The sequence below is a fragment of the Sphingomonas tabacisoli genome, from assembly GCF_042678385.1.
Classification (GTDB): Bacteria; Pseudomonadota; Alphaproteobacteria; order Sphingomonadales; family Sphingomonadaceae; genus Sphingomonas_B; species Sphingomonas_B tabacisoli.
Window position 1 is genome coordinate 515,699 of sequence record NZ_JBHUDY010000002.1, and the last position, 13,075, is coordinate 528,773.

Below are 13,075 nucleotides of genomic sequence, written 5' to 3' on the forward strand. Positions count from 1 at the left end.
AATCGCCGCTGCGATGCCGCCTCATTGGCGTTTGGATCGCGTCGCCGGACCGCTAGAGAAGAGCCATGAGCTGGCAACGCCCCGCACCGCGGCTGGACGCGGAAAACCGTGCATTCTGGACCGGCGGCGCGGAGGGCAAGCTCTTCATCACCCGCTGCGACGATTGCGGACGCTTCACCCATCCCCCGCGCGAAATCTGCCGTCATTGTCAATCGGAAGCCGTCGCGCCCTTTGCCGTGCCGGGCACAGGCAGGGTGGACACGTTCACGATCAACCATCAGCCTTGGACTAGCGACATGGAGGTGCCGTTCGTCATCGCGCGCGTCGCGCTCGACGAGGCGCCTGGCGTCTATCTCACCACCAACATCGTCGGCTGTCCGGTCGAAAACGTCGATGTCGACGACAGGGTGCGCGTTGTGTTCGAGGAGCAGGAAGGCATCTGGTTCCCGCTGTTTGAAAAGGCAGTCGGCTGATGGGCCGCGAAGCCTATATCACCGGCATCGGCATGTCGGAGGTGGGCGTCCGGCTAAGCCGCTCGCCGCTCAAGCTGACTCTCGACGCCATCAAGGAAGCGATCGCAGATGCCGGCCTGACGCTCGACCAGATCGACGGCGTTTCAACCTACCCCGGCAAGATGCAGATTTTCCTCGGATTCTCGCCCGTCGGCGTCGATGAGGTGATCGAAGTGCTGTGGCTGAAGACGCGATGGCACACTGGCGCGGCAGAGGCCACGGCACAGCTCGGCGCGATTGCGGACGCCGCCAGCGCGGTCAAGGCGGGCCTCGCGCGCCACGTGATTTGCTTCCGCACGGTCTATGAAGCGGCGGCGATGGCCCGGCCGGAGGAGTATCCGCCGCTGCAGCGGACGGGCGGACTCAGCGGCAACTCGCAATGGACCACGCCTTTCGGCGCCTATTCGGCGGCCTGCTGGACGGCGCAATATGCGATGCGGCACGTGAAGCGTTACGGCATGACCCGCGAGCAACTGGCCCAGGTCGCGCTCAACGATCATGCCAATGCCGCGCTTAACCCGCGCGCTCTCGTCAAGGAGCCGCTGACGCTCGACAAATATATGGCTTCGCGGATGATCGCCTCGCCCTTGTGCCTCTATGATTGCGACCGCTTCACCGACGCCTCGACGGTGGTGATCGTCTCAGCCGGCGATGCCCTCGACGAAGTCAAGTCCGTGCCCGTCCGCATCGCGGCGAGCGCCGGTTCCGTCGAGCGTTACAGCTGGGACCAGGCCGAATGGGCCAGCGCCTATCCGACCGGCCGCGACCTTTGGCGTAACACCGATTACGGCCCGAAGGACGTGGACACGGTCCAGCTTTACGACGGCTTCGCGTTTCAGCCGATCACCTGGCTTGAGGGCCTCGGCTTTTGCGAAGCGGGCGAGGGCCATCGTTTTATCGAAGGCGGCATGCGCATCGCTCGCGACGGGCAACTGCCGATGAACACGGGCGGCGGCCAGTTAGGCTGGGGGCGCCTGCACGGCTTTGGCTTTGCCTATGAAGCGGTCGTGCAGCTTCGCGGCGAGGGCGGCGAACGGCAGATCCCGGGCGACCCTAAAGTTGCAGTCGCGACATCGGGCGGCGGGCCGATGGCTGCGGCGTTGTTGCTCGCGCGCGACTGACCGGACGCCGCTGCAGCAACGTCCGGTCGTTGAGCTTAGAAGGGCAGGTTGTAGAGCCGCGCGGCGTTTTCCTGCAGCACCTTCTTCTTGGTCGCGTAATCATAGCCATTCAGGACATCGACGATGTGCTCCTGAACGCCCGGATAAAGCGATGTCGGATGCGGGAAGTCGGTTTCGAACATGACCTTGTCGACGCCGATCGTCTCAAGCAGCATCCGCGGCGCGATCGATTCGAACCAAAACGTGACCCAGAAATGGTCGCGGAAATATTCCTTCGGCTGCTTCTTCAGCAGATCCTTCTTGTTCGGCAACATCTCGCGGAACTGATGCTCCAGCGCTTCGATCGCGAAGGGCACCCAGCCCATGCCGCTTTCAATGAGGCCGATCTTCAGGCCCGGATGTCGGTCGAGCCGGCCGGACACGATCCAGTTACCCAAGGTCGCCGCATTGCCTATCGAGAACATGGTCGCGACGACAGACAGCGTCTGCTCGAAAGCGAAGCCGTCCCAGGTGAGCGTGTTCGGGTCCATCGCCGCGTTGAGGTGGAAGTTGAGCGGAATGCCCTTGTCTGAGCAGAGCTCGAGGAAGGGCGTCCAGTAATCGCTCATAAAGCTGGGCACGCCGACGCGCTCCGGCGTATCGGGCAGCACGAAGCCTTTCAGCCCCATGTCGACGCAGCGCTGCGCTTCTTCGTTCAGCGCCTTTTCGTCCCAGAAGGGCAAATGTGCCATAGTGAAGATGCGCTGACCGGATTCCTCCTGCCAGTCGCGGGCCGCGTCGTTGTAGAGCTTAATGATGGTGACGGCGAGCTCGTTGTCGCCGAGCGTCATCAGCGATCCGGCCTGGGTGACGCCTGAGTTCTGGAAGCAGATTTGGGCATAGACGCCCATATCGTCCATCGCCTGCAGCCGCGGCTTGATTAGATGGCCGCCGGGATGCATCTCGTCGAGCGTCGGGAATGCCAGCCGCCCGAGCAGCTTGTTATTGTCCTTGGCGATCACGTTGCCGCCGAGCGAACCGAAGTTGCGGTCGCCCACGAACCAGCGGTCGACGCCATCCTTGTCGCGTTTGACGTAAGGAACCTTGTCCTTGAGAGCTGCGGGCGCGCGCGACGTAAACAGGTCGGGCGGTTCGACCATGTGGGTGTCGGTGTCGACGATCTTGATGCCTTCGAGCGACGGATGAAGCCCGCCCGACTGCGAGGCATAGTCGACCTCGCGCATCACGCCCCCCGGCGTATATCCTTCCGCTGACCAATATTTACGGGCAGCTGATGCCATTTCCTTGGCGTCGGTTTCAGCCATGTCAGGTCTCCGGTCTGCGCGTCAGGCGGCGTTGAACAATGGGTGCGGAGAAGCGGCGCCATTTTCCGCCGTTTCCGCCGTCCGCGCAATCCCGTCGAGCAGGCAATTGCGGAGCGCTTCGGTCTGAATACGGTCGGAAGGTTCATAGACGAAGCCGATCGCAAGCGGCTCGTTTTCGGGCTGACGCGGAATGAGCACGGCCGTCACGTCGCAAATCGAGCCGAAGCCGGCGACCCCTGTAGCGTGGCCATGGTCACGCATTTCCTGGATCGTTGCCGCCATCGCGGCGTGCGAGAATTTGTTTTCCGGCGCAGCTTCCGCGTTCAGGCGCCGGATCATGCCATCGCGGCGCGGCTGGGGCACCGTTGAGAGCAGCAATTGCCCGACCGCCGAGTTGGACAGATGATCCTGCAGCCCGCCGCAAAGCCCGTCGGACCGCGAGCTGCGCAGTGGGTGCTGGCCGCTCCGCCAGCTGAAAATCTGAACGTTGAGCCCGACCATTCCGAACACGGCAACAGCGAGGCCGGTTTGGGCGGAAAGCCGCTGGATCAGCATCGTGAGGCGACCGTCCCGCACCATCCCCTTCTGGACGGAGCAGGCCAAAAGGGCCGCTCTCGGCGTCGGGCTGTAGGAGCGCGAATAGGGGTCCTTGTAGAGCAACCCGAGGTCCACCAGACTCGAAAGGAGTTCGGATGTGCTCGACTGCGGCCGATTGAAGCGGCGCACGATATCCATGACCGTCGCGCGGGGATGATCATCGTCAAAGAATTCGAGCACTTCGACCACCCGCTTGGCGATCTTTGCCTTGTTCGACTCAATCGAAGGCATCGTTCTCTCCTACTTCTGTTATGAACAGGGGTGTTCACTTAAGTCGGAGCGTTTGTCAAAGGAAAAAATGAGAGCCTCTCGGCTTTGTGATCCGCGCAGGGCCGCGCGAGGGCCGGTCAGTCGCTCTTCTCAAACAGTTCCTGAAGCGCTCTCCGATCGGTCTTGTGCGATGGCGTCCTCGGTAAATCGTCGCAGAACAACCACTTGACGGGTATGCTTGGAGCCGCGACTTGCTCGCGCAGATGCTGCTCAAGCGCCTCGATCGACGGCTTGCCCGCGCCTGGCCGCAGGCGGATTGCGGCCACGGGAACTGCGCCCAGGCGGCGGTCCGGAATGCCGGTGACGGCGGCTTCCGAAATGTCCGGATGGAGGGTGAGGGCGCGTTCGACCGACTCGGGCAACACCTTAAAGCCGCCGCGATTGATCGCTCCATCTGCCCGCCCCAGGATGAACAGGAAACCGTCCCTGTCGATCCGCGCGAGATCGCTGGTACGTATCCATTCCGGTCCGATACGGGGGGAGACGACTTGGAGCACGCCGTCGGCATTGGCGCCGAGGTCCTGCCCCGACTCCGGGTCGACGACGCGCAGGCGGACGCCGGGCAAGGCGCGGCCGACCGTCCCGATCTTGTCACGCCCATGCCGCGCATGATCCTCGGGGCTCACCGCCGTGACCGGACCGGCGAACTCAGTCGCGCCGTAGGAAATCAGGATCGGGATGCCATAGGCCTCTTCGAATGTCCTCTGCACAGTCGGATCGAGGGGAGCCGCGCCGACGCCGAGTGCCTTGAGCGACGCCAGGTCCTCTCTGCAGACGTTGGCGTCGAGAAGCTCCTGCACGCAGGATGGCGGCAGCCCCGAATGGGCAGGGCGATAGCGCTTCACATAGTCGAGCCAGGCGCCCAGCCTGAAGCGCTCCAAGAGGATAATGCGCTGCCCGCTGAGAATGGTCGGGAGGGTGATGTAAAGGCCCGTGATGTTGCCCAGGGGGAAAGACACCAGGAACGGCGGGATCGACCCGGGATTAGCGCCCTGAGTTGCAGTCAGCGGCGTGGTGATAAAGTGCCGCTCCAGCAGTTCGTAAGAGACTTGGAAGCGCTTGGGTGGGCCGGTCGTGCCGCTCGTCAAAATCTCGATGCTCGACATGGCTGGCACGGCTCCTGCCCAGGCATTTGCCGGCGGGTCGAGCAACTCGACCGCCATGTCATCCAGCGCGATCCCCATCATACCTTTACGCCGGATCGCCTGCCTGACGGGTTCGGCCAGATCCTGCTTGCGCGCGACGGCTGCGCAGGCTTGGAGCGCATCGATCTCCCGCGCGATTCCGGCCGCCGATTGGAATGCATAGACCATGCGCACCGTGCGGCCTTGGGCGAGGAGAGCAAGCAGTGCGGCGATGAAGGCCGGGTGGTTGCGGGCGACGAGTATGACCGGGGCACTTTCCGGCGCATCCGTCGAGGCCAGCGCCGATTGCAGCGATGTCGCTACACGTGCGAGTTCGCCCCAATCGTACCAGCGGCGTTCGAACTCGATGGCCGGTAGCTCGCTCTGTCTTGCCAGCGCGGCGCGGCACAGCTGACGCAGATCGGGCATGGCGCCGTTCAGGCGATCGCCCCCTTTTCCTTCAGCTGCTCGATCCGGTCCCATTCGAGCCCCATTTCCATGAGCACGAGCTCGGTATGCTCGGAAGCTTCCGGTGAGCGAGTCGTCTCGACCGGCTTGCCATCGAACTGGATCGGGCCCCGGACGAGCTTCAGTGGCTTGCCGCCGGCCGACGGCTCGACCTCGACGATCATGTCGTTGGCGAGCGCCTGCTCGTCAGTCAGCAATTCGCGGAAGCTCTGGATCGGCGCCCATTGGCCGGAATAGGTCTTCAGGTGCTCCCGCCAGTAATCGAACGGCCTGGCGGCGAAGGCCTTGACGAGGATGTCGCTCGCAGCGCCGGCATTCTCAAATAGGGCGCGTGGTTCCGAAAAGCGCGGATCTTCGGCCGCCTCAGGGCTCCCGACATGTTCGAAGAGACTGCGGATGTGCCCGGTTGGAGAAATCGTGCACAGATTAATCGTGCCGCCATCGGCCGTCTGGTAATTTCCCATGAAGGGGTTGCGTGCCGCGCCGCCTGAGCCCGGCATGACGTTGCGAGACAACACGTCGGTCTCGGCCACTTGCGCCACCATCGCGCCGGCCGCCCACCATGCCGTACTCAGCAATGAGACGTCGACCTCGATCGCTTCCCCGGTGCGCTCGCGGTGCAGGAGCGCGGCGGAAATCCCGCCGGCGATGAACATGCCGCCGATCGAGTCGCCGAAGGCAGGAATGCCTTGCCCGAGCGGGCCGGGCAGCTCTTCGGGCGTCATGGAATAGGCAATGCCGCTGCGGCCCCAGAAACAGGTGCTGTCGAAGCCGCCGACCTCGCGCTCCGGGCCCTTTTCTCCAAGCGCGCTGCCGCGGGCATAGATGATGTTGGGATTGGCCGCGCGTATGTGCTCGAGGTCGAAGCGATGCTTCTGCCGCTGTTGCGGAAGGTAGTTGGTCAGGAAGACGTCCGCCGTCTTCGCGAGTTCGTACAGGACTTCCTGGCCCTCCGGCTCCGACACGTCGATGCCGACGCTGCGCTTGCCGCGGTTGGGATGCTCGAACAGCGTGTGTCGGTCGGGGTCAAGCGTGACGCCGGCCATGTTGAGGAAGCCCCGCTGCGTGTCGCCGCGGACCGGATGCTCGACCTTGATCACGTCGGCGCCCCAATCTGCGAGGATTGCTCCAGCAGCGGGCACGAACGTGAACTGCGCCACCTCGAGCACCCGAATGCCCTTCATCACTTGCGTCATTGGCTCGTCCGCTTCCTCTTCCCTTGGCGCTTCGGTTAAGCCTATGCGTCCGGCACGCAAAGACCCCGTACGCGCCCATCGCTCGCACGATGGGCAGCCAAAACGCTGCGGCGATATCCCTTTGGCTCAGGCTTGAGCCATGACCGCGCGCGCCCGATAGCGCCGCCAACATGTTTGTGGAGGACTGATTTAATGCAGATCGACTCGACCGTTTCGGCCGTCGTTACCGGCGGCGCGTCCGGCCTCGGGCTGGCCTCGGCCAAAGCGCTTCGTGCGGCGGGTGCGAAGGTCGCGATCTTCGACCTCAACGCCGACGCCGGGCGGGCGACGGGCGAAGAGATCGGTGCCACCTTTTGTGAAGTCGACATCCTGTCGGAAGAGAGCGTGGTGAAAGGCTTCGAGCAGGCGCGCGCCGCCAACGGGCAGGAGCGGGTGCTCGTGCACTGCGCCGTTGCGACGAAGGGCGGAAAGACGGTCAGCTTCGACAAGGCGACTGGCGGCTTCAAACGTTTTTCGAGCGAGGACTATGAGTTCTCGATCAAGGGCATTCTCGTCGCCAGCTACCGACTGGCGTCGCTATCGGCTCTCGGCATGGCAACGCTCGAGCCGCTGGAGGACGGCGAGCGTGGCTCGATAATCCTCACCTCCAGCGCCGCCGCCCAGGACGGCCAGGTCGGGCAGATCGCCTATGGCTCGGGCAAGGCTGGTGTGAATGGTCTTGTGCTGCCGATGGCGCGCGACCTGATGGACCTGGGCATTCGCGTGAATTCGGTGATGCCCGGCATTTTCGCGACGCCGCCAATGCTCAGGTTCAAGGACATGAACCCGGCAATGTGGGACGGCCTCAATCAGTCGGTTCCGTTCCCGAAGCGGCTGGGCAAGCCGGAAGAGTTCGGCAGCCTGGTGCTGGAGCTGGTCCGCAACACCTATTTCAATGCCCAGGCTCTGCGCCTGGACGGTGCGATCCGCATGCCGCCGCGTTGAAATCCCGAGTCCACGATCTCCATGAGGCCGGAGCTGCTCCAGCAGCTCCGGCTTTTTTTTGTGGCGAGGTCTTGAAAGTAAGCAAATGCTAACCTAGCTTAGCGATTAGACGCTTACTCAACAAACAAGGTCGGTATCATGAGCAATCATCTCTCCTTCGCGCTTCTCAGCGGTTTCGCCCTCGCCATCTCATCTCCCGCGGCGGCGGCTCAGTCCGACGCGCCGGCGGCAGCCGAGAGCGCGCCCGTCAACGCGAAGGCGGGCGACATTCTGTTCGACGCCAATGGTAAGTCGGTTGCGTCCGTTTACAGCGTGGGTAGCCGCGGCTCCGTCTCGCTGCTGCTGAAGGGAAAGATCGTGTCCGTCCCCGGCAGTTCCCTGTCGCGGGTGAACCATAGGCTGGTGACCAGCCTCGGCAAGAGCGAGATCGGCGCCAGCCGCTGAAATCTCTCCGGCAAAGCGGGAAAGGGCGGGGTCTGGACGGACGCCGCCCTTTCGCTTTTCAGCTTTCCACTTGAGCGACGAAATCGCGAACTTGGCGATCGGATGTTTCCGTCACGTTGCGATAGATGCGGTTAATAGAGGCAAGCAAAGCCTCCAGCTCTTGCGGCCCCAGGCCCTTGAATATTTCCGCCTCGCGCGCGCGGGCGATCTCACCGATCTTGTCCAGCACCTCGTGCGCCGCGGGCGTCAGGTAAACCTCTCGCGCACGGCGATCCTGGTCTCGCGAGCGGCGTTCGAGCAGGCCCTCGTTGCAGAGCCGGTCGATCAGCCGGCCAGCCGAGGCCTCCGACATCTCCAGCAACTCGGCGATCGTGCGCTGGGAGGCACCGGGCTTGCTGCCGACCACGGCAATCATCGACCATTGCGAGCGCGTGATGCCGTGCTGGGCGACACGCCGGTCGAAGTCATTGCGCAGCAGACGGGTCAGCAGCGTCAGGCGCAAGCCGATGTCCCGCTTCAATTGTTCTTCGCGCTCGATCTCGAATCCTCCCCTTTTTCTATGATAGAACCGCAGGGAGGAAGCGCGCCAGAAGGCTTTTCGGTCAGACGCGCTCGATGATGACGGCGGGTGCCATGCCACCCGCCGCGCACATGGTGATTAGCGCATAGCGTCCGCCGGACCGCTCCAATTCGTCTAGGGCCGTGCCGATCAGGATTGCGCCGGTCGCGCCGATCGGATGGCCCAGCGCCATCGCACCGCCGTTGATGTTTACCTTGGACCGGTCGAGATCGAGGTCGCGCACGAATTTTTCGTAAACGACTGCGAACGCTTCATTCACCTCCCAGACATCGATATCGTCTTTGGTGAGGCCGGCTTTCTCCAGCACCTTCTTGGCCGCAGGCACGGGCGCATTTAGCATCAGCGTCGGGTCGTCGCCGACATTGGCGGTGGCGACGATCCGCGCACGCGGCTTCAGCCCCTTCTTTTCCGCATAGTCTTTAGACGCGATCAGCAGGGCCGCGGCGCCGTCGACCACCCCCGAAGACGTTCCAACGTGGTGGACGGGCTCGAACTCCAGATCTGGATATTTCTGCTGGATCAACTGGCGGAAGGTCTTGCCTTCGGGAGCCGAAGGCATGTCGTAGAACATGGCAAAGGCCGGCTTCATCGCGGCGAGCGTCTCGGCGTTGGTGTCCGGCCGCGGATATTCCTCGCGGTCAAGCACCACATTGCCGTCGTCGTCCAGCACGGGCACGACGGACTTGGCGAAGCGTCCCTCGGAAATGGCGCGGGCCGCGCGGCGCTGGCTCTCGACGCCGGCTGCTTCAAGCTCGCTGCGCGGAATGCCTTCCATGGCGGCGATAGCGTCGGCGCAGACACCCTGGTTCGATTGCGGATGGACTTCCTGAAGGCGGGCATTGCCGGTGCCGAGGCCGCTCGGAGCGCCGATATCGGCGGCGCGGAGCTTCATGCCGAAATCGGTCACGTGGCTCATCATCTCGGTGCCGCCGGCGACGACCAGGTCTTCCATGCCCGACATGACCTGGCCCGCAGCCAGGTTCACCGCCGTAATCCCGCTACCGCAGAAGCGGTCCAAAGTGACGCCGCTGGCTTTGATGTCATAACCGGCATCGAGCGCGGCCATCCGGCCCATATCGCCGCCCTGCAAGCCAATCTGCGCGGAACAGCCCCAGATGATGTCGTCCACTTCCGAGGTGTCGAGATCGTTGCGCTCCTTGAGCGCCTTCAGCACGCTGGCAGCAAGATGCTGCGGATGCATGTGCGAAAGCGCGCCCTTGCCGAGCTTGCCGATGCTGCGCGGGGTGCGGACGGCGTCGATGATATAGGCTTCGGCCATGAGATGTCCCGATCGAATGTGGGTTGAAGTGTCGCTGGGCGCAATCGCTACGGCGTGTCCATATTAGGGGAAAGCATATCGCGCGAGCGATTCTTCGCCCGTGCGTTGCGCGAGCGGCAGAGCCGATTAGACCGGCGTTCATGAGCGCGGAGCCTGAGGCGCAACTTCCTGCCGGCGGACGGTTCGCACCTTTGCGTGAGCCGGTCTTCCGCCGCATCTGGTCGGCGAGCCTTTTCTCCAATTTCGGGCAGCTGATCCTGGGAGTCGGCGCGGCCTGGGAGATGACCCGGCTGAGCGGCTCGCCGGCGATGGTGGCCTTGGTCCAGTCCGCGATGATGCTGCCGCTGATGCTTGTGGCGATGCCGGCCGGAGCCGCCGCCGACATGTTCGACCGGCGCCGGATCGCGATCGGCGGCCTGTCCTTTGCGATACTGAGCTCGCTCGCCCTGACCGGGCTCGCCTTTGCGGGCCTGACCAGCCCCGGCGTCTTGCTCGGCTTCTGCGTGTTGATCGGCTCCGGCGTCGCCTTTTACGGGCCCGCGTGGCAGGCCTCGATCGGGGAGCAAGTCGGGCAGGAGCATCTTCCGGCGGCCGTCGCGCTCGGTACGATCAGCTATAACGTCGCGCGCAGCTTCGGCCCCGCGGTCGGCGGCGTCATCGTCCTTTTGGCCGGCGCGCAGGCGGCGTTTGCCGTCAATGCGCTCTGCTACGTGCCCTTGCTGCTCGCGTTCGGGCTCTGGCGTCGGCCCATGTTGCCGTCGCGCCTGCCACCCGAACGCATCGACCGCGCTATCTATGCGGGTGCCCGTTACGCCCGCCACTCGTCGCCGATTCGCCGGGTCGTGCTTCGCGCGTTCGCCTTCGCCTTGGCGAGCGCGTCGACCAGCGCGCTCGCGCCCCTGATCGCCAAGGACATGCTCGGCGGTGACGCGGGAACATACGGCCTGCTGCTCGGCGCGACCGGCGTCGGTGCGGTGCTGGGGGCCTTGATTGTCGCAGACGTCCGTGACCGCCTCTCTACGGAGACGGCGCTGCGCGTGTTCGCGCTGGTGGGCGGGGGCGCGATCGCGGTGATTGCCATCAGCCGCAACGTCGCTGTGACCGGCCTGAGCCTGGCCCTGCTCGGTGCCGTGAACATCCTCAACATCGCGCTGCTGAATGTCGGCGTGCAGCTGTCGGTGCCACGCTGGGTGACCGCACGCGCCTTGTCGATCTACCAGTCGGCGCTGACCGGCGGCATCGCGATCGGCGCGGCCGCCTGGGGCGCAGTCGCTGCTAGGGCCGGCCTTCAGGCGACCTTGTTCGCTTCCGCCCTGCTGGTCGCCGCGACCGCTGCGCTGGGCTTCGTCGCTAGGCTGGCGGAGCCTGACGAGGACGGGCTGGATACCGTTGATCTGGGCGAAGACCCGCAACTCGCGCTGCCGGTGACGATGCGTTCGGGACCGGTCACGATAGAAATCGATTATTGCGTGGACCCGTCCTGCGCCCGCGAATTCTACGATGCCATGCGGGCGGTGCGCCGCACTCGGCTGCGCAATGGCGGCTTCGATTGGTCGATCGCGCGCAATCTCGCCGATCCCGCTATCTGGACAGAGCGTTATAGCTGCTCCACCTGGGGCGACTATCTGAGGATACGCGCTCGCTTCACCCAAGCCGACTTGGCGGCGCAGGCTGCAGCGGATGCCTTCATGCTGCCGGGGTGCCGTCATGTCGTGCGGCGCTGCCTGGAGCGGCCATTCGGCTCGGTCCGCTGGCGGCAGGACTCTCCGGACACGCATCAGGATACTGGCGGGATCATTGCCCCATGACTGACGACCGAAAGCTGCGCGTGGTACAATGGGCGACGGGCAATATCGGCCTGCGGTCGCTGAAGGCGATCATCGAGCACCCGAGGATGGAGTTGGCCGGCCTGTGGGTGAACTCGACCGACAAGATCGGGCGGGACGCCGGCGCATTGTGCGGGCTCGCCGACACGGGGATCAAGGCGACGAACGCCGTCGACGAGATTGTCGCACTCGATGCCGACTGCGTCGTGCACATGCCCCAGGGAACCGATATCGACCTGCTGTGCCGGCTCCTCGCGTCGGGCAAGAACGTCGTGACGACGCGCGATGACTTTCATCATCCGCCTTTGCTCCCGTCGAACGTGCGCCAGAGAGTGGAGATGGCATGCCGTGAGGGGAGCGCCTCGCTCTACAGCACGGGCGTCAGCCCCGGCTTCGTTACCGAAGCCCTCACCGTTCCGCTGCTGTCGCTTTCGCGCCGCCTCGATTGCCTTACGATCGACGAGTTTGGAGACGTGTCCACCCGCGCGTCACCGGAAATGATCTTCGGCATCATGGGCTTTGGCGAGGAGAAGCTCGACTTCGATCCCCGCCGGCTCGATCATTTGAAAGCCAATTTCGGGTCTTCGCTTGCGCAGGTCGCAGCAGCCGCAGGGATTTCGGTCGAACGCTGGAACGCGTTCGGCGAGTTCGGCACGGCACGGCAGCGGACGGAAATCGCCGCCGGCTGGCTCGAAGCCGGCACGGTCGCAGCGCAGCGGATCACGATCGAGGGGCTGCGCGACGGGCGGCCGGTGCTGCGTTTCCGTGCCAACTGGTATTGCACGCGCGACATCGAGCCGGCCGGGTGGGACTTGCGTGCATCGGGTTGGCGCATCGTCGTCGAGGGCGATACCCCGCTCGAGGTCGCCATCTCGTTCCCAGTCGAGCCTGAGGCTTATGCCGCCTTTACGCCGGGACTTACCGCGCATCGGGCGGTCAACTCCGTGGCGGCCGTTTGCGCCGCGCCGCCGGGCATTCGAACGACAGTCGATCTGCCGCAGATCGTTGCACGCCTCTGATCGGGCTTCATCGTCGCAACGATATCGGCGGCGGCACGCGGTTATGAGTTTGATCCGACGGGTGGCGGCGATAGCAGGGATGGCGACGTCAACTTAGCTGAAATCGGAACTCAATGGCCACGGATATCCTTCTTCCCAAGCTCGGCTTCTCGATGACCGAGGGCCAGATTGCAGAGTGGCTCGCCGCCGATGGCGCGACTGTTTCGGAAGGGGATCCGCTCTATCTGCTCGAAGCCGACAAATCGACCAACGAGGTCGAGTCCCCCGCGAGCGGCACGCTGCGCATCCTGAGCGAAGCCGGCGAAACCTATGAGGTCGGAACGCTTCTCGGCCGCATCGAATAGGCAGTAG

Annotated in this window: 13 protein-coding genes; 7 read left to right on the plus strand and 6 right to left on the minus strand. The window is 64.3% G+C overall.

Annotated features, from left to right (window positions below):
* The first annotated feature begins 65 nt into the window (after window positions 1-65).
* Window positions 66-473 carry a Zn-ribbon domain-containing OB-fold protein gene (locus ACFSCW_RS15645; protein ID WP_380891131.1) on the plus strand — a complete coding sequence of 136 codons (408 nt, stop codon included), beginning with the start codon at window positions 66-68 and terminating at the stop codon, window positions 471-473.
* Window positions 473-1,633: a thiolase family protein gene (locus ACFSCW_RS15650; protein WP_380891133.1), complete on the plus strand. Its 1,161-nt coding sequence runs from the start codon at window positions 473-475 to the stop codon at window positions 1,631-1,633. Before ACFSCW_RS15645 ends, ACFSCW_RS15650 begins: the two co-directional genes overlap by 1 nt.
* Before the next feature lie 35 nt (window positions 1,634-1,668).
* Here ACFSCW_RS15650 and ACFSCW_RS15655 read toward each other — a convergent pair whose 3' ends face one another.
* The 4 genes from ACFSCW_RS15655 to ACFSCW_RS15670 form a co-directional block, all read right to left on the minus strand.
* Window positions 1,669-2,937 (minus strand): amidohydrolase family protein, encoded by a 1,269-nt coding sequence (locus ACFSCW_RS15655; protein ID WP_380891135.1) that lies wholly within the window; start codon window positions 2,935-2,937, stop codon window positions 1,669-1,671.
* Window positions 2,938-2,958: 21 nt separating this feature from the next.
* Window positions 2,959-3,765 (minus strand): helix-turn-helix domain-containing protein, encoded by an 807-nt coding sequence (locus tag ACFSCW_RS15660; protein WP_380891137.1) that lies wholly within the window; start codon window positions 3,763-3,765, stop codon window positions 2,959-2,961.
* Window positions 3,766-3,881: 116 nt separating this feature from the next.
* Window positions 3,882-5,411, minus strand: coding sequence for a class I adenylate-forming enzyme family protein (locus tag ACFSCW_RS15665; RefSeq protein ID WP_380891138.1), 1,530 nt, complete (start codon window positions 5,409-5,411; stop codon window positions 3,882-3,884).
* Window positions 5,366-6,592, minus strand: coding sequence for a CaiB/BaiF CoA transferase family protein (locus tag ACFSCW_RS15670; RefSeq protein WP_380891140.1), 1,227 nt, complete (start codon window positions 6,590-6,592; stop codon window positions 5,366-5,368). The genes ACFSCW_RS15665 and ACFSCW_RS15670 overlap by 46 nt, the downstream gene beginning before the upstream one ends.
* Window positions 6,593-6,784: 192 nt before the next feature.
* On the opposite strand from ACFSCW_RS15670, the gene ACFSCW_RS15675 reads away from it, so the two are divergent.
* Together ACFSCW_RS15675 and ACFSCW_RS15680 are read left to right on the plus strand one after the other, a co-directional pair.
* Entirely contained in the window at window positions 6,785-7,576 is a 792-nt protein-coding gene (locus ACFSCW_RS15675; RefSeq protein ID WP_380891142.1) for an SDR family NAD(P)-dependent oxidoreductase, read from the plus strand.
* A 138-nt stretch (window positions 7,577-7,714) separates the two neighbouring features.
* On the plus strand, window positions 7,715-8,020 hold the full coding sequence (locus ACFSCW_RS15680) for a hypothetical protein (RefSeq protein WP_380891144.1): 306 nt from the start codon (window positions 7,715-7,717) through the stop codon (window positions 8,018-8,020).
* A gap of 58 nt (window positions 8,021-8,078) precedes the next feature.
* Here ACFSCW_RS15680 and ACFSCW_RS15685 read toward each other — a convergent pair whose 3' ends face one another.
* Window positions 8,079-8,540, minus strand: coding sequence for a MarR family winged helix-turn-helix transcriptional regulator (locus tag ACFSCW_RS15685; protein ID WP_380891147.1), 462 nt, complete (start codon window positions 8,538-8,540; stop codon window positions 8,079-8,081).
* An 82-nt stretch (window positions 8,541-8,622) separates the two neighbouring features.
* On the minus strand, window positions 8,623-9,879 hold the full coding sequence (locus ACFSCW_RS15690; RefSeq protein ID WP_380891148.1) for an acetyl-CoA C-acetyltransferase: 1,257 nt from the start codon (window positions 9,877-9,879) through the stop codon (window positions 8,623-8,625).
* Window positions 9,880-10,019: 140 nt separating this feature from the next.
* Between ACFSCW_RS15690 and ACFSCW_RS15695 the strand changes: the two genes are divergently transcribed.
* The 3 genes from ACFSCW_RS15695 (at window position 10,020) to ACFSCW_RS15705 (ending at window position 13,068) form a co-directional block, all read left to right on the plus strand.
* Window positions 10,020-11,687, plus strand: coding sequence for an MFS transporter (locus ACFSCW_RS15695; RefSeq protein ID WP_380891150.1), 1,668 nt, complete (start codon window positions 10,020-10,022; stop codon window positions 11,685-11,687).
* Window positions 11,684-12,724: an NAD(P)H-dependent amine dehydrogenase family protein gene (locus ACFSCW_RS15700; protein WP_380891152.1), complete on the plus strand. Its 1,041-nt coding sequence runs from the start codon at window positions 11,684-11,686 to the stop codon at window positions 12,722-12,724. Before ACFSCW_RS15695 ends, ACFSCW_RS15700 begins: the two co-directional genes overlap by 4 nt.
* 113 nt (window positions 12,725-12,837) lie before the next feature.
* A complete protein-coding gene (locus ACFSCW_RS15705; protein WP_380891155.1) occupies window positions 12,838-13,068 on the plus strand; it encodes a biotin/lipoyl-containing protein in 231 nt (76 codons plus the stop codon).
* Window positions 13,069-13,075: the final 7 nt, after the last annotated feature.